Raw genomic sequence first — 25,810 nt, 5'->3', positions numbered from 1 at the left:
TTTTTTATCTTTTATAAATGCCTAGAAATAGTCGTTTCAAAGCTTTTGTAGTCTTGTTTTAAAAAAGTTGATTTTCTTCTTTTTTGCTAAATTAAATTTATCATAAATGAAATTGATTTCTTTGTTTAAGAAGATTTTGTGTATGGGAAAAACTCTTTATTCAAAAACCAGAATCGTGTTTGTTTTTTTCGGCGTGATAACCAGTAAGATAGACAGCTCTGATTTTGTAGGTTGTATATGTTCATGTTTTGGTATGCATAAGTAATAATTTAAGTACTTTTGAACATCAAATTTAAGTAATTCAAGCAAATATTTATGCCGATTTACAAGAGACTATCGATTGATGAACAAACGACTGTATTGATATGGAAGATTGAAGAATCACTCGAAGAGCTAAAGGAAAACATCACATTATCACCTTATTGCGCTTCTCGTTATGACGCAATGAAATCCGAAATTCATAAAAAAGGTTTTATGAGTATTCGGCATTTACTAGCTGAATTTAGATATACAGATTCAGATTTGATTTATGATGAAAAAGGAAAACCACATTTAAAAGACGATAAAGAAATCTCGATTACACATTCTTTTGAATTTACGGCGGTTATTGTTTCTGATAAACCTGTTGGCATTGATATAGAAAAACAACGAGATAAAATAAAAATCATCGCCCCGAGATTTACGCCTGTTGATGAATATAATGCTTTAGGGCCAAAAGATTTAATTAAAAAATTAACCATTGTTTGGGGAGCAAAAGAATCGCTTTATAAGCTTTATGGTAAAAAAGGTCTGCGATTTTATGAAGATATTTTTGTGCATGATTTCAATTTCGCTGCAGGAACGACGAATGCAGAAGTGAATTATCATGGATTAGAAACACATTACACATTGAATTTTCTTGATTTTGAAGGGTTTATTTGTGTTTACGCAATCGCTTTATCATGAGTCGAATTAACCAAAATATTTTCAGCAATATCAAAAAGCAGAAATCGCTCGCTATTTTGATTGATCCAGACAAGTTTGACTCATCTTCTGTCAGTCAAATTGTAAAAATGCTTCCTAAAGAAACTAATTTTATATTGGTTGGCGGAAGCACGGTTGATGATGGTGATGCCGAAAATTGTGTCAGAGCTTTAAAAAAGGCAGCTGATTTGCCAATTGTTTTATTCCCAGGGTCATATCGCCAAATCACTAATCATGCAGATGCTTTGTTTTTTATGAGCTTATTATCAGGTGATAATTCAGAATACTTGATACATCAGCAACGCAAATCTATTGATCGTATCTTGGCATCTAAACTTGAAATTATACCGACGGCTTATATTTTAATCGATGGCGGTAAACTAACTTCCGTAGAAAGAATAAGCCAAACAAATGCGATTCCGCAAGATGATTTAAAGTACATTTTAGATACAGTGATGGCTGGTGAGTTTATGGGGAAATCATGTGTATATTTGGAGGCTGGTAGTGGTGCTGAATTTCCAGTTTCTACAGAAATTGTAAAGGCTGTCAAAGCTTTAAGTTCAATGGTTGTCATTGTAGGAGGTGGCATCAGAACTCAAAAACAACAACAAGAATTATATGAAGCAGGTGCCGATGTTATTGTTATCGGAACTGCTTTTGAACAAAAAATAAATAAATAATGAGAATTTCAGTCGAATTAACCCTGACACCAATTCAGGACGATTATGAACCTGCGATTATTCAGTTGATCAAAAACTTGAGAAAATCAGGTTTACGAGTGCTTGAAAATCCTTTAAGTACGCAAGTTTACGGTGATTATGATAAAGTGATGGAAGTCCTGAATGAAGAAATCAAAACAGCCATGGAAGGCATGGAACGCGGATTGATTTATATGAAGATTGTAAAAAGTGATCGCCAGAATTATGAGCCACATTTTTGATTGGTTGCTGTCACAATACGACGGTGCAGAAACCTACCTTATTGTTTTAGAAAGTATTGCTGTTGTCTTTGGATTTCTAAGTGTTTGGTATTCAAAACAAGATAATCTTCTTGTCTTTCCGACAGGAATTATCAGTACAGGAATCTTCGTTTATATCCTAAATATCTTCGGACTTTTAGGGGATATGCTCATCAATGCTTACTATTTCAGTATGAGTATTTATGGTTGGTATATGTGGACGAGAAAGGTTGATGACACTCATTTTATCCCAATTAAAAGAATCAATGCTAAAGAGAAAAAGCAATCTGTTTTTCTTTTTATTGGCGCCATCGTTTTTGTCGGTTTAGTTTACACTTATTTTGAAAAATGGAACGACTGGACAGCTTATGTTGATACATTTACCACAGCTTTATTTTTTATAGGGATGTGGCTAATGGCTAAGAAAAAATTGGAGAATTGGATTTACTGGATCATCGCTGATATAATTTCAATTCCACTTTATTTTTATAAAGGTTTAGGAATAACAGCTTTACAATATATTTTATTTACTATTGTCGCGATTTACGGTTATAAAGCATGGAAAAAAGAACTGAACAAACCCAAAAAGACCTTATTAGAATAGTATTGTTTGGGCCTGAATCTACAGGTAAAACAAGTCTCGCTAAAGCTTTAGCTAAACATTATAAAACAAAGTGGGTTCCAGAGTTTGCGCGTGATTATTTGCAAAATAAATACGACGAATCAGGACTCATTTGTGAAACTAAGGATATCACACCTATTGCTGAAGGTCAGTTAAAAATTGAGAATAAGACTGCAAAAGACGCAAATAATTTGTTATTTTGTGATACAAATGCATTACAAACTTTAGTTTACACTGAAGCTTATTATGATAACTATGAAAATGAAAGGCTAAACGAACTTGTTTGTCGTCTCCATTATGACTATTATTTTTTAACCTATTATGATACGCCATGGGAGAAAGACGACTTAAGAGATAAGCCAAATGAACGTGAAGCTATGTTTAACAGATTTCATCAAAAACTCATCCTACACAATCAACCTTTTAGTATTCTAAAAGGAGATGAATCTGAGCGATTAAGCAAAGCGACACAGATAATTGACCAATTATTTTAAAAAAACGATTAGCATGTCTGAATTTTATCCTGAAGATTTACGTCATATTCATTCGCATGATTTGACACCAGAAAAAGTAAAAACTGATCTCGATTGCTTTCATAACGGGTTTGAAACCTTACAAATTATCAAGCCAGCCACTTTGAATGACGGTATCTTGAAATTAAATCAAGCTGACATTAAAAAATATTGTCAAGCTTATGATCGCGCTGAAATTGATGTGACGAAATTTGTCCCTTCAAGTGGTGCCGCTTCACGGATGTTTAAAGATTTACATCACTTTGCAAATACTTACGATAAACAACAACCACTCAAAAATAATTTGATAGTTCATAAGCTCGAACATTTATCAGATTTTTTTGAGCATATGCACGAGCTACCATTTTACTCGCGTTTAATTGAGAAATTAGATTTTAAAAACGACAAATTAACTTCTGATGAAGAGAAGTTTGAATTTATAAAAGAAGCATTATCATACTGTGATTTGCCAAAGGCTTTGATTCCTTTTCATAATTATGGAAAACATCTCTTGACAGCATTTGAAGAGCACTTTTTTGAAGCTGCTGAATATGCTTCTCAAAACGGAATTTCAAAATTGCATTTTACAATATCAGAATTGCATCGTGAGAAATTTGATCAGTTTTTAGTAGAAAAAACTGACTTTATTTCAGAATATACAGGTGTTAAATTTAAAGTCGATTTCTCTTACCAATCTCGATCTACAGATACTGTCGCTGTTAATCCAGACTTGTCTTTATATAGAGATGAAGATGGAAAATTATTATTCAGACCTGCTGGTCATGGTGCTTTAATCAATAATTTAAAAAGCATTAATAGTGATTTGATTTTTATCAAAAACATTGACAATGTACATTATAAGCCAGGAACGGAAGATGAGGATGTCAATGTTATTTATAAAAAAGCTTTAGCGGGATTGTGTTTAGATTTTGAAAATCAGTTAAAATCTCATATCAGAAATTTGAAAAATCATGCTTCTGTAAGTCAAATCAAAGCAGCGCAAGGTTTTGTTCAAACACATTTCCAAAATTCAGTTGAAGAAAACGTACAATGTTTGCTAGAATTTTTGGAAAAACCAATCCGCGTATGTGGAATGGTTAAAAATGAAGGTGAGCCAGGTGGAGGACCTTTTTGGGTAAAAACAAAAGATGGAGAAATGAGCCTTCAAATTGTTGAAAAATCTCAAATCGATCTTCAAAATGGAAATCAAGTTCAGTTGATGGAAGGCTCTACGCATTTTAACCCTGTTGACATTGTTTGCAGCATTAAAGATGTCGATGGAAATAATTACGACTTAGAAAAGTTTGTTGATTATAATCAAGGCTTCATCGCTGATAAATCTGTGAATGGGAAGCCAATTAAAGCTTTAGAGTTGCCAGGTTTGTGGAATGGCGGAATGGCAGATTGGCACACCATTTTTGTTGAGGTTCCTGTAGAAACCTTTAATCCGGTAAAAACAGTGGTGGATTTGTTGAAGCCAAGACACCAAACTTATGTTGAAATTTGATAAAAATCTTTTAGAAAGAGAAATTGATTTTCAAACCAGCTTAAGCGGTGGCCCAGGAGGACAGCATGTCAATAAAACTGAAACCAAAGTTATTTTAAAATGGAATTTTGAATCTTCTGAAGTGTTATCAGAAGTTCATAAGGGTCGTGTTCGTCAACATTTACAACGCTTTATTGTGCAAGATGATTATTTGCAAATGTCATCAGCAGAAACACGAAGTCAGCATAAAAACAAAAAATTGGTTTTTGAGTTGTTGATGTCTCACTTGGAAAAAGCTTTTCAGCCAAAAAAGAAAAGAAAGAAAACAAAGCCAAGTAAAATGCAAAAATTAAAGCGATTGCAATCCAAAAAGAAACAATCCGAAAAGAAAAGCCTCCGTAAGAAACCAGATTATTAAAGAGGGTTACTCATAAGAAAAAACATATCTTGCTTAATTCATCGTCTGATTGTGAAAAGTCAGATTTAGATATATCAAAATGACAAAGTATCTTCTCGGAATCTGTTAGATTTTATTTTCCAACTTTAGTTTTTCACAATCTATTTCAAAAGCGCAAGCTTTAGAGGATATTGACGAATTTATTGCTTTATTAGAAACAGAGTCTTCTTATTATCAGCTCTCCGATTTTGATTTTGAAGCGTGTTACACTCAAATTAGAGATAACATTCAAAAGAAAGATTCTGTCAGAATTGATTTTTTAGCTTATGAGTTTGAAAAAATCATTGCAAAAACCATCGATAGACATGCAAATATTAGATTTAAAAAGTCTAAAAATAAGTCTTCAAATACACCTGATTTGTACTTCCCCTTTGTAGTTTCTTCTCTAAACGGGAAAGTCGTTGTTTTAAGAGAGAAAAAATCTAAAAATGAATATCGGTTTGTCAAGAAAAAATATCCATACCTTAAAAGTGTCTATGGAATTTTAATCGATGATTTTTTAGAGAAATATGCATACAGAAGAAAATTATCACCAAAGCAAGCGCAGCTAACCGATGCTTTGTTAGACTTGAAAAGAATAGGAAAGCTTTATCAAAAACAAGACGAAGAAATTCCTGAGAAAATCGACTTGGTTTTGACAAATGGTCAAAAAGATTTCGAAATGAAACTTCCTTTGAGTCGTGAAAAACATGATTGGTTTCATCTAGGATCTTTGAGATATCAAAAGGAGATGAAAACTTTTTTTAGAGATAAAAATTTTGATTTATCTCAATTAGATCAATGGCTGACAGATTCTATTGCCTATCTCGCTATCCCAGCGATGCAGAGTTATCGCAGAAATACAAAGCTTGAAGCTTACCTTAAAAATACAATTGAAAAATCTAGAAATGCAAAAGCTTTAATTGTCGATTTGCGAGGTAATGGTGGCGGAACAAGAGAAATATTGAATACTTTATCTGCTTATTTTGTACAACCAGAACAATCACCTTGGGTTGCAAATGTAGCACATGTACGAATCGATCAACGTCTGGATGAAGACATGTCCTCTATGCGAGGCAGGTTCCTTTTTAATTATGATTCTGAGTTTTTATCTGATGATGATAGAGCAGCAATTGATGCTTTCAATAAGAATTTTAAGGCTAAATATAATTTTGATAAGCAAAAATTTAGCAATCCATTTTATATGGTTTTGAACAGTGGAGAAAAACCATTAAAAACCCCTGTTTATCTTTTGGTCAATGAAGAGAGTTTTAGTGCAGCTTCAGTTTTTACATCAGCTTTTAAAGGTTTGCCAAATGTGAAAATTGTGGGTGTCACAACCAATGGCTCAAGCGGAAGATCGGTGAGGTTTTATTTAAAAAACTCGAACATCCGCGTCAAGTTGTCAACAATGCTTTCCTTTCAAAGAAACGGAAAAACCCTTGATGGAAATGGAACTCGACCTGATGTGTTAATTGAAAGAAGAGAAGCGCAAGTTTTAGGTCAGAAAGATACGCAGCTCGAAGATTTGATTGAAATCATTAATGATAATTAATCACAACCGCAATCAGACATACCACATGATTTGGCAGTCTTCTTACTTTTCCAAAAGAACTTTTTAATGATAAATCCGACTGCAATTGCAAAAGCGATAAAAACTAAAATTTCTTGTATCATAATTCTTTATTTTAATAATTGAAAGGCGATTAAAGCAACAATATAAGCAAAAGCTGACATCCCGAAAAACTGAATGAGCGGCCATTTCCATGTGCCTGTTTCTCTTTTGACAATAGCCAAAGTACTCATACATTGCATCGCAAAGGCGTAAAATAAAAGCAAACTAATGCCACTCGCAAAAGTGAATAGTTTTCCGCCTAATATTGGATTAACCTCTTGGGCCATCCTGTTTTTAATTGTTTCTTCTTCTTCACTACCAACACTGTAAATGGTGGCAAGTGTGCCAACAAAAACTTCACGTGCTACAAACGAACTGATAATGGCAATCCCGATTTTCCAATCGTAACCTAAAGGCACAACAACAGGTTCAATCGCGTGTCCCATTTTACCGATATAGGAATGCTTGAGTTTATAAGATGCGATTTTTGTCTCAATTTCATCAGGTGATAATGTCTCACCAGAATCTACGACTTCTGTTTTAACGATTTCTTCTGCATTATTGAAATCATCTCCAGGACCATAACTTGCTAAAACCCAAAGAATCACTGATATTGCCAGAATAATTTTACCTGCACCAAAAACAAAAGCCTTTGTTTTGTCAATGACATTATAAGCCACATTTTTAAACATTGGCATTTTATAATCAGGCATTTCTACAACAAAATAGCTTGAACTTTGCATTTTTAAAAACTTATCAGCTATCCAAGCTGAGCCAATTGCAGCAGCAAAGCCAATGACGTAAAGCAACATTAAAGTAATGCCCTGGTAGTTAAAAATACCAAACAAGCGTTCATCAGGAATTACTAAAGCAATAATAATAAGGTAAACGGGTAGGCGTGCAGAGCATGTGGTAAAAGGTACAACAAGGATGGTGATCAAACGCTCCTTCCAGCTTTCAATATTTCTGGCTGCCATCACGGCAGGAATGGCGCAAGCTGTCCCTGAGATTAACGGAATCACACTTTTTCCACTTAAACCAAAACGTCGCATAATTCTATCCATTAAAAAAACAACACGACTCATATAGCCAGATTCTTCAAGAATACTGATAAACAAGAACAAGAAAGCGATTTGTGGTATAAAAATAACGACACCTCCAATGCCAGGAATGATACCTTCAGCAATTAAACTTGTGAAGGCACCTTCTGGAAGGTTGGAGTTTGCCATTTCACTGAAGCTCGCGAATAATGTATCGATCATATCCATCGGATATTCTGACCAATCATAAATGGCTTGAAAAATCAAAAATAAAATGGCTGCAAAGATGACATAACCCCAGACTTTATGAATGAGTAATCTGTCAAGTTTTGCACGTAAACCAGTCGCCTGATTGAGGTCTTTGACCAAAAATTTGTTGAGCGTATCATTGATAAATTGATAGCGCTTGATGGTTTCTTTATGTTGAAGTCTTTTTATTTCAGACTTCGATTTTGTTTCTAAATTTGACTCAGCCTGAACCCTATTTCTATTCAGATTACCAAAATTGGCATCTTGAGAAATCACAAGCCAAAGTTTGTATAAATCTTCTTTAGGGTAAGTCTTTTTGAGAACTTCAAAGTAATCTGGGTCGATTTCTGAAGCATTTAAGCAAGGCTCTGTTGATAGATTTTTATAGTTTTCAATAAGGTTTTTAAGGTTATCGAAACCAGTATTTTTTCGAGCGCTGAGCAAAGCGATTTTTGTTCCTAATCTTTCCTCCATGCCTTTGACATCAATGCTGATCCCTTTTCTTTCCATGCGGTCAGCCATGTTGATGGCTAAAATCGTAGGAATGCCTAGATCCTTAATTTGAGTAAAAAGCAAAAGGTTGCGTTTTAAATTTTCAGCATCGCTTATGACAACTATGACATCTGGGTAATCTTTATCGTTTTTGTTAAGGAGGAGTTCAATCACAACGCTTTCATCAAGCGAAGAAGCGTTAAGACTATAAGTGCCTGGTAAATCAATTATATGTGCTTTAAGAACCCTTGAAATTTTAGAAATACCTTCTTTCTTTTCAACAGTGATTCCTGGATAATTACCTACCTTTTGCTTTAATCCTGTTAATTGGTTAAAAACGGATGTTTTACCAGTATTAGGATTTCCGACTAATGCGACATTGATTTGTTTTGCCATAAAAACTTATGAGATAATTTCGACTTCGATTTGGATTGCAGTTTCTTTTCTTATTGCAACATAAGAATCATTAATATTCAAATATAGTGGGTCGCGAAAAGGGGTGTTTTGTACCAGTTGGATATCATTACCTGGAAGGCACCCCATCTCAAGCAACTTCAATGGGATAAAGTCAGATGATATATCTAAAACTTTTGCTTTTTGCCCTTTTTTAAGATCTGCAATCGTCGGCATTTTTATTTAGATTTATTTTAAACAAAAGTAATAAAGAATTGTTGTCTTGAGTCTTAGCGATTAATTTTTTTTTTAAATTAACAGAAGATGCTAAAGCTTTATGGATAAAAATGGGCCAACTTAAAAATGCGTAGTAATTAATCTTCAGGTTGATATTCAAGCTTTAAGATGCCGATGTCCTCAATTAATTGCGTGATTTCCTCTTGATTTGTTCCATCATAAAAACCACGAATTCTTTTTTCTTTATCAACTAAAACAAAGTTTTCAGTGTGTACTAAATCATAAGGACCAGCATCACCTTCTGATTTTGAAGCTAAATATTGCTTCCTTGCCAAATCATAAATCTGTTTTTTATCGCCAGTTGCTAATTGCCATTTGCTTGCAATCACGCCTTTTTCTTTAGCGTATTTCTGTAATTGTGGGACATCATCAATTTCAGGTGTTACGCTGTGTGATAATAAACGGATATCAGCGTCATCGATGTATTCTTCTTGCAGACGTTGCATGCTTGAAGCCATATCGATGCAAATACTTTGGCAGGTTGTAAAAAAGAAATCTGCCACATAAATTTTGTCTTTAAAATCTTGTTCAGAAATCGAATCACCGTTTTGATTGACTAAGTTGAACTCGCCTATTTTATGAAATTTTCTTACGTATTGAACAGTGGTGTCAACCAAGTCAGCGGTGACCATATCTGGTTGATAAACGGGAAGTTTAGGCGTTGGTTTATAGAGATTGTAAATAGCCGTCACAATGAAAACAGACAAAATAAACAAGACGATAGCTAAAAACTTATATTTTGCAAAAAACTTCAACATGATTCTTTTTTCTGCAAAATTAAACTTTATACGATGTATTGTCAGATAAATATGCGACAATTATTTGTTAACTCTTAATGATAGTTCAATTAAAATATTGTCTTTGCATTTTTAAAAGTTTACTTTTGCGCATTGAAATTTAAAATCAGTTCATGGATCCATTTTATATCAAGACAATTCAGTTTTTCCTGAGTTTATCCTTACTTATTGTTTTGCACGAGTTGGGGCACTTTATCCCAGCAAGATTATTTAAAACTCGCGTTGAAAAATTTTACCTTTTCTTCGATTTAAAATTCTCTTTATTTAAAAAGAAAATAGGCGATACAGTTTATGGTATCGGTTGGATTCCTTTAGGCGGTTATGTGAAAATTTCCGGAATGATCGATGAAAGCATGGATAAGGAGCAAATGTCTAAACCACCGCAGCCGTGGGAGTTTAGAAGCAAGCCAGCTTGGCAAAGATTAATCATTATGTTGGGTGGTGTAACCGTTAACGTGTTGCTAGGTTTTTTTATTTATATGATGATTTTACTGGTTTGGGGAAAAGATTATGTGGCTCCTGAAAGCTTAGAAAACGGCTTTGCACCAGTTTCAGTTTTACAAGATTACGGTTTCCAAAACGGGGATTTAATTGTTAGCGTTGATGGTGAAAAGCTGGAAAGTCAGCTTGACATTAACAGATATATGATGTTGAAAGAACCACAAAAAATCACGGTCAAGCGTCAAGATGGTTCTACAAAGATGATCGAAATGCCCGAAGATGTTGGGCTTGAGCTTTTCGAGCAAGGTTATATGCAGCCAATGATCCCGATTTATAACAGTGTTATTGATAGTGTTTTGCCAGAAAAAACAGCACAAATTGCAGGTTTAAAGAAAGGAGACAGTATTGTAAAAATAAATGATCAATCTGCTCAATACTGGCATGAGTTCACTGAATTAGTTCAATCTCATAAAAATGAAAAAATCAATATTTCATTTTATAGGAATGGAAATTTAGAAGAAATAGAATTAGAAGTTCCTGAGGAAGCTAAAATTGGTGTTATTTCATCACCTGATTTTGAAATCAAACACAGAGATTTTACTTTTGGTGAAAGCTTTGTTGGCGGTTTTGATATGGCAGCGGAACAGCTTTCTAATTACGCAGCACAATTCAAGTATGTATTTACGAAAAAAGGAGCAACGCAAGTTGGTGGATTTGGAGCTATTGGCGGATTATTCCCAGACTCTTGGAACTGGATTGGCTTTTGGGAAACGACAGCCTTTATTTCACTTATTCTCGCATTTATGAACATATTGCCTATTCCTGCATTAGATGGTGGTCACGTGATGTTTTTGTTATACGAAATGATTTCAGGCCGTAAGCCAAATGAAAAAGTGATGGAATATGCTCAGATGATCGGGTTTTTCTTATTGATTGCTTTGGTTCTTTACGCCAATGGGAATGACGTTTATCGCTGGCTATTTGAATAAATAAAAAAAATATAAAAAAAGTTTTGCAGATATGAAAAATGAGCTTATATTTGCAACCGCAAAACGAGCAAGTTTTGTAAAATAAATTCCTCCTTAGCTCAGTTGGTTAGAGCATCTGACTGTTAATCAGAGGGTCCAAAGTTCGAGTCTTTGAGGAGGAGCGAATAAAGTCTAGCATGAAAGTGTTAGACTTTTTTGTTTTCACTAAATTCTTCTAGAACACTACTGTTTATAGGCGATTCAAACTGTTTTAAGCTCAAGTCAACTTTTTTGCTTTATAAATCACAATACCCAATTTTACAGAAAAAAGGTGTGGAAAAAGGTTGCATGTGTTTTATAAAAAGGTTGCATTCAAAGTTTTGTATATCAATTAATTACAATTGATATGAAATTAAATGCATTAAAAGTAAGATTTGTAATTCACAAATCAAGGACAAAACTTGGACAAAAGTCTCCAATTTATTGTAGAGTCACTTATTTAGGTAATCGTAAAAATTTTTCTACAGGCTTAGAAATATATTCTGAAAATTGGGACTCAAAATTACAAGAATCAAAAGGAGAGGAAATGCTTAACCAAAATCTCCATCTAATAAAACATAAGCTCGAAGAAATCGAACTCTATCTTAAGATCAAGGGTGAAGCTTTTAGTGTTGATGATATTGTTGCATTGTACTTTAACAAACCTAAGCCAAAGAACGAGACTCTAATTTCCTTTTATAAAAAATTCCTAGAGAAACAGGAACGATTAATAGGTAAGGAGATAAAACAAATTACATGGAATAAATACTACTACATCTTTAAACACCTAAGAGAATATTTAAAAACAACTTCTGAATTAAAACTTAAGCTCGATCAATTGAATTTGAAATTTCTTCATGGCTTTGAGTATTTCTTAAAAACAGAAAAATCAAATAAACAGATTACAGTCAATAAAACTATACAGCGTTTAAGAAAAGTAATAAAAGAAGCTGTAATTGAGGGATTAATTGATAGAGATCCATTCTATGGATATAAAGTTAAAAAGGTTAAGCATAAAGTGGTCTACCTTTCTAAGAATGAACTAGAGAGTCTTGAAGCCTATGATTTTGCAAGTCAAAGACTAGCTAAGGTTAGAGACTGCTTTATTCTCTGTTGTTACACAGGGTTAGCTTATAATGAAATGGCTAGACTAAACCTCAATCATATTAACCAAAAAAATGGTATTAATTGGATTAATATCAAACGATCAAAAACAGATAAAATGCTTGAAATACCTTTGTTGGTAAAAGCTGAAAAAATGCTTGATAGCTACACTAAGGCTGAGGAATTAAAGCTTCCAGTGGTTTCAAATCAACGATTTAACTCCTATTTAAAAGAAATTGCAGATATAGTTGGCATTAACAAGAACTTGACTCATCATGTGGCAAGAAAAACTTTTGCTACGACAGTTTTATTAGAAAATAAAATTCCTGTAGAGATTGTTAGTCATGTTTTAGGACATAGTAATGTAAAGGTAACTCAAGATCATTATGGCAAAATTTTATCAAGTAGTGTTGCTTCAGCTTTTAAAGATTTAAACAGTTCACTTTGAAAATTTTTTTTGGTAAAATTTTGAGATTTCTTTTCTGAAGTTACTCGCTTGATAATTAATAATCAGCCCCCACTCTTTTTAAAATTTGGGTAGAGTGCCCAGTATGTTTAATTTTTAAAATTTTTATTATGGTAACGATTATTGATTACAAAGCAAGTGCAAACAAAGAAACTGGTGAAGAGTTTTTCTCTTTAATTGTTCAAGGTGGTGTTGAGACCGTTAAGAGTAAAGAAACTGGAAGAAGTTACTTAACTGCTCGAAAAGCTTATGTTTCTTCAACTTTTAATGAAGTGACCTGTAAGGGATTAATTGGAAGTCAAATCCCAGGACAAGTTGTTAAGGTCGAAGCAGATCCTTATGAGTATGAAATTCCTGATTCGGGAGAAGTAGTAACCTTAAGGCATCAATATGTTTTTGTTGAGGAAGAAGAAGCTAAGGTTAAGGAAAATATGATTGAAAGCCAACTGGTAAATTAGTTGTGTACTCACATGATCAAACTAAACTAGAGCCTCCAATGATAGAGGCTCATTTTTATTTATGGCCTACTATACTTTAAAATGGTAGGCTTTCTAATTTTTAAAATTATAGAACAATGGAATTAAAAACAGCAAAGAAATCAAATATAAAATTAAGGATAGGTTTAAGTGGTGCTAGCGGATTTGGTAAAACTTACAGCGCATTACTGATGGCTTATGGAATTACTCAAAATTGGTCTAAGGTAGCAGTTATAGATACAGAAAATAACAGTGCAAATTTATATGCAGGCTTAGGAGAGTTTAAAACACTTAGTCTTAACGCACCATATTCACCAGAACGCTTTATTGAAGCAATCAAATTTTGTGAAAGTGAAAATGTTGAGCTTATCATTATAGATAGTATATCTCATGAATGGAACGGAAAGGGAGGTTGCTTAGAAATTCATGAAAAATTAGGAGGTAGGTTTCAAGATTGGGCAAAAATTACACCTCGTCATCAGGCTTTTATGGATGCCATACTGAACTCAAACTGTCACATCATAACCACTACAAGACGTAAAACAGATTATTCTTTAGATGTTGTGGGTAATGGTAAAAGCAAAGTGTTTAAGCATGGAACCAAGGAAATTACACGTGATGGGTTTGAGTATGAGCTAACAGTCAATTTTGAAATAATTAATGACAATCACTTAGCAAAGGCTTCTAAAGACAGGACATCTTTATTTAGTAATAGACCAGAGTTTGTCATTAACTCAAATACAGGTAAAAAATTAAAGGACTGGTGCGAAGAAATTGATGAGACTTCATTGGATGATGTTTATCGTGAAATTCAAAATTGTAAGAGTTTAGATGAGTTGCGTCAACTTTATAAAAGGAACAAGCATTTAGAAAATGAAATTTTGCCTCAACTTCAAATAAGAAAACAAGAAATAAAAGAATTTGAAAATCAGCTTGTAGAGGCTGAGAATATCGATTAATTATGGAAAAAATAATAAAAAGTCCTCAAGTAATTAGTGAAAGTGATCTTGTTGATCCAGATTTGAAAGGAAATACTTTTATAGGAGGAAACTCAATTGAAGTAAGCTTAGATCATTTAAAGAATGATTGCATTATACCAGTATTTTCGAAAGATAATGAAACAACTATATCTCATTACCAATTTGTTAATGAAATGCAGAAAGTTATTGAAACAGCATTTCCATCTATAAAATTAACCAGACCGTTAATTAAGGTGTCTCATACAATTAAAGGCCGTATACCCTCAGCTATTGGAAAACCAGCTAAAGATTTAGAGGAACACGAGAAAACAATTTATTATGAGCGTTGTGCATTTATTTTTCAAGTATTAGGTAGTAGTATAAATGTTAATGGAAACCAGCTAAACCTAACAATAGGTGGTGTTAGAGCTTATAATCAAGAAAATTTATACAGCACAAAATCATTAGAGAAATTTAAAATATTTATTGGATATCAAAATATGGTGTGCTTGAATTTATGTGTTTCATCAGATGGGTTTACTAATGAGATTAAAATAGGTTCGATAGTAGATTTAAACGATCAGTTTATGAGATTGCTTGAAAACTACAATAGAGAAAAACATTTAGGAATGTTGGAACGCATGAGTAAATTTAAAATAAATGAGAAACAGTTTGCTCATCTTTTAGGTAAACTAAGGATCTACAACTATTTAGATAAAGCTAAAAAAGCAAAACTTCCAGAAGTTTTATTAACAGACAGCCAAATAAATAATGTGGCTAAAGCTTATCTTGATGATCCAGCTTTTAGTTGTGATGCTGATGGGAATATCAATTTCTGGGAAATATATAATTTATTAACGCAAGCTAATAAAACCTCCTACATCGATAATAATATTGAGCGCAATGTAAATGCATATGAGTTTATGAATACGCTAGGAGATTCCTTGTTAAACGAAGAACCGAGTTGGTTCATCCCACATTTTATATAGCTATTTTAGATGGAAAATAAAATTCTGAATAGCATTTTAAAATATTGTTCTCCTAAAGTTCTGTATATCATAAATAAGCATAAAAGATTGGATAAACGTATTTGTCCTTTTAAAATAAAGGCGATTACTAATGTAGGAGAAATAAAGAAAGATGACACATTGTTGGTTGAGTCAATAAAGGTTACAAAAGATTTAATGACTGTTTATGTAATTGATGGTAAGGCTTATTATTACTACCATTTTGAGATTTTGTAATCATAGAAAGTGTTATACTGTATTTTGGATGAAAAGCTTTTGAGACGGCTTCACTTTAAAAAAGCCACTGAAAATGAATTGATCAATAACAGCCTACTCTTTGTAGGCTGTTTATTATTGATAATATCATATTGACCTGTAAAATATTAATAATGTAAAAATAATTAACAAAATATTTGCATTACTCATATTTTTTTCTTATATTTGTAGGTGTTGCTTGATTTTATGCAGAAAGATGATGTTGAACGAAAAAAAATCAAGACAAAAAATTCCTTATTTACGAGTAAAGTACTCGGTCTTTCCTGCATATCATATATCACACAACTAAAACAATAATTTAAAGTGATCGCAAAAAAAAAGATGAAAAAAAAAGATGAAAGAAAATAAAGGAAATAAACAAACTAAAGCTAATCAACCAATAACTAATCGAATTACTAACAATAATAATCTAACTATCAATAATAATCTAACTATCAATTATGTTACTGATTTACCAGAGCATGATAACATCTTGGAAAACCCAGTGTTTGTAAGTGATTCGACAGAAAATTCACAATTTGATGATGGTAGTAAAGATGTCACTTTACCGATATTTTTTGGGGATTATAAAACAGTGCAAATTCCAAAAGGTGTAATAAGGAGAATTAAGAGACTCCCTAAGGGTATTCTAAAATTAATTGATTCTGATATAAATATTGCTGTTGAGAAATGTATTATAATGACTTCAAATCTCACATATTCTGTTTTTAAAGGTGATAATTATTGGAAAAGCCTATCTTCAAAAATTTTACATCAGCAATTCAAAAAAGGGGCTGATAACACTATCATTTATAAAAATATAATAGAAGCTCTGAAATATCAAACCAATAGTACTGAACCTATAATTTCATGTAAAGAAAGTGCTTACAGCAACGAAACTTACCGAGAAGGTCATTATACAAAACAATACAAACTCGATAGTAGCTCAATAAATACTAGTTTGAAGTCATATCAAATTCAATATGAAGATAATATAAATAAGAGAAAGTCCTATTACTTCAAACAATTCAATGAGGCAAATACTAATATTATAGGACGTAACTTAATTAAAGTCTATGAATACATAAAATTACCAACTAACAATGAAATTATTAATGAAGCTAAAAAACTCGTTAAAGCAAATCATCAAAATAAGAAAGGAAAAAAGCTAACATTTTTAAAAAAGAAACCTAAATCTTATTACTCAAATCCTAAGGATAGAACCTTTGTGGAAGATAATATAAAGCTTTACGACTTTTTAGTAGGCGTTAATTTTATTATTCCAAAGATTGGAGACTTTAAGTCAGGAGGAAGAGTTGTGGATAGCTTTAACCTTATGCCTTCATGGATTAGATCCTTAATTAAAATTGAAGATGAACCAATTGTAGAGTTAGATTTCAAAGCTCTACACCCTAATATAGCATCATCTATTTACGGGGATGTAAACTACCAAATCACTCATGAAAGTTTAGAGAAAGCGCTTGAATTACCTTTGAAAGAGGTTAAAATTGAGCATTTATCATTTTTTAATAAGAGAATAGATGATATGAAGAAGAGTCCACTTTTTGATTACTACTACAAAAGTGAAAAAGAAATGCTCAAGAATCTGATGAATGAAAAAATAAAATATAAAAGTCACAAAATAACCTCACAGAAATTATTCAAAAAAGAGGTTTCTATCATGAGTTCAATTATCAAAAAATTAAACGATTTAGAAATTTATGTTATATACGTTTATGACGCCTTATATTGTAAAAGGTCTGATAGAAAAATAGTGAAAAAAATAATGAATAGAGTAATCCAAAATCATGGTGTGAATACATGTGTAGGATAAATTTAATAATGTAATATGGAGAAAGAATTAAGAGTGAAGAACGAGAATTACAAAATTTACAAATCAACAAACCAGTCAACAAGTCAAGTTTACATAGGTTCAACAACAAATAGCTTATACCAGCGCAGACTGGATCACACTGAAAGGGCTAGCCGAAATGAAAAAGGAAAATTTTATGAAGCAATCTCAACCTATGGTGCTGAAGATTTTGAATGGGAAGTGGTTGACACAGCTAATAATATTGATGAGTTAGCACAAAAAGAAAAACACTACATAATTGAATACGAAGCCAATAAAAACGGCTATAATTCAGATAGTGGTGGAGGATTTAAAAAATCTGTTTATCAATATGATGCAACAACAGGAGAACAAATAGCAAGATTTGAATGTTTAGGTGATGCTGCTAAGGCAGTAAACTCATCAAAATCAAATATAGGTTCAGCATGTCTAGGAAGCGCTAAGACAGCCGCTGGGTTCTGTTGGTCATATAATGATATGGCTTCCTTTAAAGTTGCTGATAAACGATTTAAAAGCGTTTCACAGAGATCACTTGATGGTCAACTTTTAAAAGAATATAAATCAATAGCAGAGGCCTCAAGAAAAACTGGTATTAATAAATCAAGTATAGCTAAAGCTGTACGTGGTGAACGTAAAACAGCTGGAGGTTTTTATTGGAGTAGTTAAATTTTAATTACTTATAAATAAATATAAGCCAGTTCATTAATTTGGACTGGTTTTTTTGTTTTATAAGGTAATCTTATTCAGGATTTAATTTTGTAAAGATGAATTGATTAAGATCTGATTCTAAAATCTCACCTTTGAATATATTTTTTAATGTCAAAATCCTTATTTTTTAATTGAATTAAACTATTTTTAAGGATTCAATCAACTACAGAATTATTTAGAATGACAATCCAACAATATATTGATAGTATCAATCAACGCTATCAACTTGGCAATTCAACGGAACATACATTTAGAGGAGATTTACAACATCTCATTGAGAGCTTAGTGCCTGAGGTGAGAGCAACTAACGAACCTAAACGACAAAGTTGTGGCGCACCTGATTATATTTTAACCAAAAAAGATATTCCTGTTGGTTTTATTGAAGCTAAAGATATTGGTGATCATGACTTGATAGGAAAAAAGAAATCTGGCAACAAAGAACAGTTTGACCGTTACAAAGCTTCTTTAGATAATCTCATCTTTACAGATTATATCAATTTTTATCTTTACCATGAAGGCGAATTGGTCACAAATATTGAAATTGCTGAACTTGATGGCAACAAAATTAAAGCTTTACCTGAAAATTTTGAAGCTTTTGAAAACATCATCAAAAACTTTAGTGTCCGCATCAGTCAAAGCATCAAAAGTCCGAAAAGACTTGCTGAAATGATGGCTGGTAAAGCACGTTTACTTTCTGATATAATCGGCAAAGCGCTTACCAGTGATGAAATAAATGAAGAAAATTCGACGCTTAAAGATCAGAAACAAGCTTTTAAAGAAATACTGATTCATGATATTACGCCTAAAGGTTTTGCAGATGTTTATGCACAAACCATTGCTTACGGAATGTTTGCAGCTCGTTTGCACGACCCATCTTTAGAGACTTTTAGCAGACAAGAAGCGGCTGAACTCATCCCTAAATCAAATCCATTTTTGCGTAAGCTTTTTGGCTACATTGCAGGTCCTGATATTGATGACCGCATCAAGTGGGTAGTTGATAGCTTAACAGATATTTTCTTGGCTTGTAATGTTGAGAAGATTCTTGAAAATTATGGAAAGAAAACAAAAATGGAAAACCCAATTATCCATTTTTATGAAACATTTTTGGCTGAATATGATCCGAAATTAAGAAAAGCAAAAGGCGTTTGGTACACTCCTGCCCCTGTTGTAAACTTTATTGTTCGTGCAGTCGATGATATTCTAAAAACAGAATTTGATTTACCACAAGGTCTAGCGGACACTTCCAAGACAAAAATAAATATAGATTCGCAAACCCCTGACAAACGATCTGCAACTGGTTATAAGCAAGTAGAAAAGGAGGTTCACAAAGTTCAAATTCTGGATCCTGCTACAGGAACAGGAACATTCTTAGCGGAAGTAATTAAACACGTGAATAAGAAGTTCAAAGGCCAAGAAGGGATTTGGAGTAGTTATGTTGAAAATGATTTACTCCCTCGTTTGAATGGTTTTGAATTACTAATGGCAAGTTACGCTATGGCACATTTGCAATTGGATTTATTGCTGAAAGAAACAGGCTTTAAACCGACAAAAGACCAACGCACCAAAGTGTATTTGACCAACAGTTTAGAGGAATATCATCCAGATACAGGAACTTTATTTGCAAATTGGCTGAGTACAGAAGCCAATGAAGCTAATCACATTAAACGTGATACGCCGGTGATGTGTGTGATTGGTAATCCGCCTTATAATGCAATGAGTAAAAATCAAGGCGACTGGATTATGAAGTTGATGAAAGACTATAAAATGGAGCCTGGAGGAAAAGAAAAATTAAAAGAACGAAATCCAAAAATGATTAATGATGATTATGTAAAATTTATCAGGCAATCACAGCATTTTATTGAAAAAAATGAAAGTGGTATAATAGCTTTTATTAATCCACATGGCTTTTTAGATAGTGATACTTTTAGAGGAATGAGATGGCATCTACTAAAAACCTTCGACAAAATATACTCCATCGATTTACATGGGAATATTAAGAAGAAATTAGTTGATAAAAATAACAAACCTGATGAAAATGTATTTGATATAACTCAAGGCGTATCAATTAATTTCTTCATTAAGAATTCAAAAAGTGAAAAACTAGGAAAGGTTTTTTACAAGAGTATAATAGGTAAAAGAAATGATAAATATGATTTTTTAACCTCAGAATCTTTAACCTCAATTCAATTTGAAGATGTAGAGCTTAAAAAAAACGATTACATTTTTGTACCAAGAAATTTAGAAGAAATCAAACAATATGAAAAACATATATCTTTAAAGGAGTTGTTTAATTTTTCATCAACTGGTTTGCAAACTGATAAAGATAATTTCTGCATTCAATTAGATAAAAAAGAAATAATGAATATTCATTTTGATATAAATACATTATCAGATTCAGAAATTAGAGAAAAATACTCCTTAGGTAAAGATTCATCAAGTTGGAACCTTAAAAATGCTATAGAAGATATCACGAAAAACAAACCATTACAATCTGACATTAGTGAGGTTTCCTATAGGCCTTTCGATATTAGATATACTTACAATACAGGTAATAGCAATGGTTTTATCGGCAGACCTAGAGAAAATTTAATAAAACATATCGATAAGAAAAAAAATCTTTGCCTTATAACTATAAAGAACTCACGCAGTAGCGATATGTGGAATCTTATTTTTGTTAGCAAAAAAATATGTACAAAACCTACTTCAATTACATCTTTAGATGCGAACTATGTTTTTCCTCTATATTTGTATTCTGAAACTAATGGACAACAATCTATTGATGAATCCTCAGATAGAAGACCAAATCTTTCAATAGAAATAGTTAATGAGATTTCAGAAAAGATAGATCTGAAATATATCAATGAAAAAGAAACAACTGCCAACACTTTCGCTCCAATAGATATTTTAGACTACATATATGCAGTTTTGCACTCACCAACTTATAGAGAGAAGTACAATGAATTCTTAAAAATAGATTTCCCGAGAGTTCCTTATCCAAAAGACCACGACACGTTTTGGCAATTGGTAAAATTGGGCGGAGAAATACGCCAAATCCATTTATTAGAAAGTCCAAAAGTGGAGCAATACATTACTCAATATCCAATGGATGGAGATAATTTAGTTAGTAGAAAAATTACCAAATCAAGTCCAGGTTATGTTGCAGATAACGAAACTCACGGCAAAGTTTACATCAATGATGAGCAATATTTTGACAACGTGCCATTAACAGCATGGGAGTTTTACATCGGCGGCTATCAACCCGCACAAAAATGGTTAAAAGACCGTAAAAACAGAACTTTAAGTTTTGATGATATTTTGCATTATCAAAAAATAATTGTGGCTTTAACGGAGACAGATAGGTTGATGAAGGAAATTGATGAGATTGAAATTGAGTAGAGATGAGTGAAGATTATAAAAGAAATGCTACAGCAAGTTGGAGTGGTTTCTCTCATCAAGGACAAGTAGGGATTCTAATTGCTTTGCGGGAATTACAGAAAGACAATGTAGATGAAGACAACACATTTGTTCAATTTGAAAAACATGAAGATGTAGCTATATTTAGTAAAACTGATAGAGAAATCAGATATTTAGGAGTTCATCAAGTGAAAGCTTACTATTCAAATGGCGCTAATAATAAAAGTAAATATAAATCGGTTCTAAATGGTGATTTTGAAGATGGTGAAGAAAGATACCTACACACAGTAGTTGAGATTAATGACTGGGACACGTCTGCAACAGAAAACCTTAATAATATAAAGCGTTTTGAATACGAGAATGACATTTATCATTGTGGTACAACTGAAATTGAGAATTATATAAAGAAGGAACTAGTAAAACTAATTGGTGATAACAAAGGAAAGGTAGAAAGTGCTATTAAAAGATTAACGTATAAATTAGATCTGAAGATAAGAAATGAGCATCAAAAGGAAACCAAAAACCTTTTTGATATTAAATTTTCACTTTCAGAGTTAAGAACTTTTATTTTTGAGGAAAGTGAGTTCCTTCTTAATGAGATTTTTGAATGTCGAAAATTATTTTACAACCTTTATATCGAATCTAAAAAGATGAGTTCTCTCTCTAAACCCGAAATAGTTAATGTTGATAAGTTAATAGATAAGGTTTATCACCACCTTTCTGATGAAAAGTTTTTAATCTTTATTAAACGCCTAAATTTAAGTAGAAGTCCTGAGAACCTTAGTTCAACACAATCGGTTTTTAATGAGGATGGTTTGAAGCAAGTATTTTTCAAATTATTAATGAATTTAAATGTTTGTCCAGATTTAGACTCTAATGATCTGACACTTGTTTATTTTGAGCTCAATTATCGCTTGACAACAATTATTGATGATGAAGATGATGCCAAAGAAGTTGTTAGAAATATCTTGAATAATTTGGAGTCTCAAATGGTGCTATGGGAGAATACCAACCTAATTAATAGAAATATTAATGGTGCTTTTCACAAATTTAATCCTGATTTTTTTGATACTAGAAATAAAGAGGAAAAAGCTGAAGATTTTAATAAGTTCATGAATTATAATGGTTCGACTTCTTTTATATGCAGAGAAACAGCAAAAACAAATTTAGAAAATGAATGAATTAATAAAAACTATACTCACTAACAACGACTATACCTTTGATGAAAGAATTAATGCATATCAGTATGATAATAAGTCATATATGTTTCTCGAATCAATCAATGCTCATCAGCTAGAAGAAGTGAAAACAAAAAACTCTTTAAATAATTGTGATTGGTACAATGAGTTTTTATCCAAATTCAATGAGAGAATTAAAATAAATGGATATCCAGCATTAGAAAAGAATAGTTCATTGTTGATATTAGTTGAATCCTCTAGCATTGATGATTTAGATAAGCTTAAATCACAGATTCTTTTAATTGAAGAAGATCAATTCTTCTTAAAAAAGCATGTTTTAATTTACACACCTAGTTCTTTCTCTGCTATTTCAAGAGATACATCTAATGAAGGCTTACAGTCTAAAGTAAATGATAAAAATCTGTTCAAAGATTTTATGGATAAAGGATTAACTGATGATATGGAAGTCTATATTCTCGTATTGCAACTATTTATAAAACTACCCTTCCTTAAGTTAAATTTCGATGAAGCTGAGTTTAAAGAATTGAACGAAAAGTTAAACGATGCCTTATCTGAAAATAATGAGAAAGAAAAATACTATAAATTACTAGATGAAGTAGCTGGCTTTAAATCTATTGATTTTTTAGATGAAGAATCAGAAAACAAAATTGATAACTTAATAAATCTACTATCAAATGATTAAAATTAAGAAGTTATTAATCAATAATTTTAAAGGTATAGAGAACCAAATAATTATTGATTTCTCAAAAAGTGAATCTAAAAACCTTATCCTGTCGGGGCCTAACGGCTATGGTAAAACAACTATTTTTGAAGCACTAGAGTTGTGTATTACTGGTAATTTTGATAGAGTTCGAGTTTATAAAAACATCCAATTCAGAAACAAAGACCGTAGCAAGCCCTTTTTTCAAAACAATGAGGATGAAAATGTTGTAGTTCAGCTGGTAATCGATAAAGACGGTGAAGAGTACTTAATAAGCAAGTTGTATGATATTGAAAACTCTCCTGAAAAGAATAAATCAGCTAAAAAGCATTTGCCTGAGATCTCTCAAGCGAGTTTTTTTACCTACTTATCAAAGAGAACCGAAGCTTTCGGTACAACAAAGTTTAACCAAGATGATGAAGTTGAACAACCTGAAATAGATTCTTTATTCCTAGGAGAAAAATCGAATATCACATTAAATTCTGTCTATTACTTATTCAATTACATTCAGCAAGAACAAAATATACGTTTTCTTAAGACTAAAGAAGATGCTAAAGGAGAGTCTTTATCATTTTTATTCGATATTGATAAAGAAGAATGGGGTCAAAAACAGCTTAATGAATTAATTCAAAACTTTGATACCCAAAAGGGGAGAATTGGTGATGAGATTGATGAGATCAAGAAATCTGATAATGATTCCGAAGACGTAGCTTATATACGATTATTTAAAAGGAAGGAATTTGAAATTGATAAAGAAACTCCTTTTAAAAACTTAAAGGAAGTAAACAATCACCTTAATAGCTATTTAGAGGAAGTAGATCAGTTAATTAAATTTAAAAACAACTTTGATGTTAAAGAATATGAGAAATCAAGAACATTTTCGTACATAAACGACAATTTGTTACCAGATGATAAACTATTGAATCTGATATTGCTATCAAACTTAATAAGTACTGAACTTTTAGATAAAATAGAATTAAAAAATAAAACAATTTCCAAATACAAAAGATTTATAAGCAACATTGAAGAAATTTCATTAAACGATGAGAATGCAGAACGGGATGAGATAGTTGAACATTTTCTTGAAGTCGATTCTTTAGAAAAGTATAAAGATTTAAAGGATAGTATAAAGGATATTGATAAGGATTTAGGAAGAATTGGAAAAGTAATCACTGAGTTAATCGATTCTAATAAAAAAGTCTGGGAAAATTTTAATAAAGCTAATTCTTTTGACAATATAGACGAAAAAAGCTGTCCAGTTTGCTCTTCTACCTTTGACAGTTACGAAGTCTTAAATGAATCATATAAGCAACAAATTGAAAGTTTAAGAAAATTCAATAATGAGAAAATTTCTGTTAAAGAAAAACTATTAGCGGAAATCAAAAAGTTACACCACCTAATTAAAGAAGATATTCAAAAGTATCTTAATAAAAATAAATTAACTGAAAGCTATGTTTTATCATTAATAAGGGAATACTCAAACTATGAAAAAGATATTTTAAAAATTAAAGAAGTTCTTCTTAATCCAGAGAATGAGCATATTGGTCACCTATACTTTACAAGTCCTCCATTTTCTTCAGTTGATTTTAATGAAAATAGACATCAACTAAAAACAATCATTGAGGCACAGGTTTTAAAGAAGTACAAGTATAATTCAGAGAAAACTCAAGATTCAAGTCTTTACTCTACGTATTTTGATTCAAATAAAGAAATACTAAATAACGTTTCTATTTTAATGTTAGAAGAAAAGAAGAAGTTTCTTTTAAAAGAAGCTCAAAAAACGTCAAATAAACGACACAACTTTCTAACTAAAAGACTTAAAAAGTTAAATTCTATACTCGAAAATCTAATCCTCATTAATAATAAAGTATTTAAAACCATTAAAGATCACCAGGTCGATATGATTGAAAAAATTAAAATACCCTTCTTCATATACTCAGGGAAGATTTTGCAAAACTATCAGCAAGGCTTTGGTATTTTTATTGACATAAAACCAACAGGTAAAAAAAACAATGTTGTCTTTAGAACTGGATGTGACTCTGACCATGATATCGTTTTCCATTTGAGTGCAGGTCAAATGGCAGTGGTATCTTTAGCTTTCACTTTATCATTAAATAAAGTATACAACACAAATGAAAACTTTAAGTTATTGGCTATTGATGATCCAGTTCAAACTATGGATAGTCTCAATATACACTCTTTTGTTGATTTACTTCGTAATGAATTTACTGACTATCAAATCATAACTTCAACACATGATGATTTCACTTCTCGTTATATGAAATATAAGTTTGAGAAATATGACATAAAAACTTCAATACAGAATGTACAGAATCTAGTTTTGGAACAAACTTATAATTAA

General features: G+C 31.9%; 24 protein-coding genes and 1 tRNA gene. 21 read left to right on the top strand and 4 right to left on the bottom strand.

Translation table 11 applies throughout. The features are described 5' to 3' along the window. Nucleotides 1–315 precede the first annotated feature (315 nt). From CAP47_RS11500 to CAP47_RS11465, 8 genes are all read left to right on the top strand, one after another. On the top strand, nt 316–945 hold the full coding sequence (locus tag CAP47_RS11500; RefSeq protein WP_100776752.1) for a 4'-phosphopantetheinyl transferase family protein: 630 nt from the start codon (nt 316–318) through the stop codon (nt 943–945). Beyond that, nucleotides 942–1,643: a geranylgeranylglyceryl/heptaprenylglyceryl phosphate synthase gene (locus CAP47_RS11495; RefSeq protein WP_100776751.1), complete on the top strand. Its 702-nt coding sequence runs from the start codon at nt 942–944 to the stop codon at nt 1,641–1,643. The genes CAP47_RS11500 and CAP47_RS11495 overlap by 4 nt, the downstream gene beginning before the upstream one ends. Continuing rightward, nucleotides 1,643–1,903, top strand: a complete 261-nt coding sequence (locus tag CAP47_RS11490; protein WP_093244538.1) for a thiamine-binding protein — start codon at nt 1,643–1,645, stop codon at nt 1,901–1,903. The genes CAP47_RS11495 and CAP47_RS11490 overlap by 1 nt, the downstream gene beginning before the upstream one ends. Then, entirely contained in the window at nt 1,887–2,525 is a 639-nt protein-coding gene (pnuC, locus tag CAP47_RS11485; protein WP_100776750.1) for a nicotinamide riboside transporter PnuC, read from the top strand. The genes CAP47_RS11490 and pnuC overlap by 17 nt, the downstream gene beginning before the upstream one ends. Next, nucleotides 2,480–3,037, top strand: a complete 558-nt coding sequence (locus CAP47_RS11480) for an AAA family ATPase (protein ID WP_100776749.1) — start codon at nt 2,480–2,482, stop codon at nt 3,035–3,037. The genes pnuC and CAP47_RS11480 overlap by 46 nt, the downstream gene beginning before the upstream one ends. 13 nt (nt 3,038–3,050) lie before the next feature. Continuing rightward, complete coding sequence (locus tag CAP47_RS11475; RefSeq protein ID WP_100776748.1) at nt 3,051–4,562, top strand: DUF4301 family protein; 1,512 nt, start codon at nt 3,051–3,053, stop codon at nt 4,560–4,562. Further along, entirely contained in the window at nt 4,549–4,959 is a 411-nt protein-coding gene (gene arfB / locus CAP47_RS11470) for an alternative ribosome rescue aminoacyl-tRNA hydrolase ArfB (RefSeq protein ID WP_093244534.1), read from the top strand. The genes CAP47_RS11475 and arfB overlap by 14 nt, the downstream gene beginning before the upstream one ends. Nucleotides 4,960–5,356: 397 nt before the next feature. Then, the gene (locus CAP47_RS11465) at nt 5,357–6,532 is read left to right on the top strand and encodes a S41 family peptidase (protein WP_153043520.1); all 1,176 of its coding nucleotides are present in this window, start codon (nt 5,357–5,359) and stop codon (nt 6,530–6,532) included. Here the strand turns inward: CAP47_RS11465 and CAP47_RS11460 are convergent. The 4 genes from CAP47_RS11460 to CAP47_RS11445 all read right to left on the bottom strand — a co-directional run bounded on the left by CAP47_RS11460 (nt 6,529) and on the right by CAP47_RS11445 (nt 9,821). After that, the gene (locus CAP47_RS11460) at nt 6,529–6,654 is read right to left on the bottom strand and encodes a FeoB-associated Cys-rich membrane protein (RefSeq protein ID WP_100776747.1); all 126 of its coding nucleotides are present in this window, start codon (nt 6,652–6,654) and stop codon (nt 6,529–6,531) included. The genes CAP47_RS11465 and CAP47_RS11460 overlap by 4 nt on opposite strands. A 6-nt stretch (nt 6,655–6,660) precedes the next feature. Continuing rightward, nucleotides 6,661–8,769: a ferrous iron transport protein B gene (gene feoB, locus CAP47_RS11455; protein ID WP_100776746.1), complete on the bottom strand. Its 2,109-nt coding sequence runs from the start codon at nt 8,767–8,769 to the stop codon at nt 6,661–6,663. Nucleotides 8,770–8,775: 6 nt separating this feature from the next. Further along, a complete protein-coding gene (locus tag CAP47_RS11450; protein WP_192869998.1) occupies nt 8,776–9,003 on the bottom strand; it encodes a ferrous iron transport protein A in 228 nt (75 codons plus the stop codon). A 137-nt stretch (nt 9,004–9,140) separates the two neighbouring features. Then, the gene (locus CAP47_RS11445; protein ID WP_100776745.1) at nt 9,141–9,821 is read right to left on the bottom strand and encodes an SCO family protein; all 681 of its coding nucleotides are present in this window, start codon (nt 9,819–9,821) and stop codon (nt 9,141–9,143) included. 152 nt (nt 9,822–9,973) lie between these two features. On the opposite strand from CAP47_RS11445, the gene rseP reads away from it, so the two are divergent. The 13 genes from rseP (at nt 9,974) to CAP47_RS11380 (ending at nt 25,810) form a co-directional block, all read left to right on the top strand. Further along, nucleotides 9,974–11,290 carry an RIP metalloprotease RseP gene (gene rseP, locus CAP47_RS11440; protein WP_100776744.1) on the top strand — a complete coding sequence of 439 codons (1,317 nt, stop codon included), beginning with the start codon at nt 9,974–9,976 and terminating at the stop codon, nt 11,288–11,290. 87 nt (nt 11,291–11,377) lie between these two features. Beyond that, nucleotides 11,378–11,451: transfer RNA gene (locus tag CAP47_RS11435), tRNA-Asn, on the top strand. A gap of 224 nt (nt 11,452–11,675) precedes the next feature. Continuing rightward, complete coding sequence (locus CAP47_RS11430; protein ID WP_100776743.1) at nt 11,676–12,860, top strand: site-specific integrase; 1,185 nt, start codon at nt 11,676–11,678, stop codon at nt 12,858–12,860. A 128-nt stretch (nt 12,861–12,988) separates the two neighbouring features. Then, entirely contained in the window at nt 12,989–13,336 is a 348-nt protein-coding gene (locus tag CAP47_RS11425; RefSeq protein ID WP_100776742.1) for a hypothetical protein, read from the top strand. A gap of 116 nt (nt 13,337–13,452) precedes the next feature. Beyond that, a complete protein-coding gene (locus CAP47_RS11420; protein ID WP_100776741.1) occupies nt 13,453–14,313 on the top strand; it encodes an AAA family ATPase in 861 nt (286 codons plus the stop codon). A 2-nt stretch (nt 14,314–14,315) separates the two neighbouring features. Further along, the gene (locus CAP47_RS11415) at nt 14,316–15,302 is read left to right on the top strand and encodes a DUF3871 family protein (RefSeq protein WP_100776740.1); all 987 of its coding nucleotides are present in this window, start codon (nt 14,316–14,318) and stop codon (nt 15,300–15,302) included. A gap of 9 nt (nt 15,303–15,311) precedes the next feature. Further along, complete coding sequence (locus CAP47_RS11410) at nt 15,312–15,557, top strand: hypothetical protein (RefSeq protein WP_100776739.1); 246 nt, start codon at nt 15,312–15,314, stop codon at nt 15,555–15,557. Nucleotides 15,558–15,930: 373 nt separating this feature from the next. Next, nucleotides 15,931–17,409: a hypothetical protein gene (locus tag CAP47_RS11405; protein WP_100776738.1), complete on the top strand. Its 1,479-nt coding sequence runs from the start codon at nt 15,931–15,933 to the stop codon at nt 17,407–17,409. Between the two features lie 15 nt (nt 17,410–17,424). Then, on the top strand, nt 17,425–18,093 hold the full coding sequence (locus CAP47_RS11400) for an NUMOD1 domain-containing DNA-binding protein (protein WP_100776737.1): 669 nt from the start codon (nt 17,425–17,427) through the stop codon (nt 18,091–18,093). 222 nt (nt 18,094–18,315) lie between these two features. After that, the gene (locus CAP47_RS11395; RefSeq protein ID WP_100776736.1) at nt 18,316–21,531 is read left to right on the top strand and encodes a type ISP restriction/modification enzyme; all 3,216 of its coding nucleotides are present in this window, start codon (nt 18,316–18,318) and stop codon (nt 21,529–21,531) included. A gap of 2 nt (nt 21,532–21,533) precedes the next feature. Then, entirely contained in the window at nt 21,534–22,730 is a 1,197-nt protein-coding gene (locus tag CAP47_RS11390) for an ABC-three component system protein (protein ID WP_100776735.1), read from the top strand. Then, a complete protein-coding gene (locus CAP47_RS11385; RefSeq protein WP_100776734.1) occupies nt 22,723–23,430 on the top strand; it encodes an ABC-three component system middle component 1 in 708 nt (235 codons plus the stop codon). The genes CAP47_RS11390 and CAP47_RS11385 overlap by 8 nt, the downstream gene beginning before the upstream one ends. After that, nucleotides 23,423–25,810 carry an AAA family ATPase gene (locus tag CAP47_RS11380; protein ID WP_100776733.1) on the top strand — a complete coding sequence of 796 codons (2,388 nt, stop codon included), beginning with the start codon at nt 23,423–23,425 and terminating at the stop codon, nt 25,808–25,810. The genes CAP47_RS11385 and CAP47_RS11380 overlap by 8 nt, the downstream gene beginning before the upstream one ends.

This window comes from Psychroflexus sp. S27 (genome assembly GCF_002810405.1).
GTDB lineage: Bacteria > Bacteroidota > Bacteroidia > Flavobacteriales > Flavobacteriaceae > Psychroflexus > Psychroflexus halocasei_A.
This window is presented reverse-complemented; position numbering and strand designations above follow the sequence as displayed.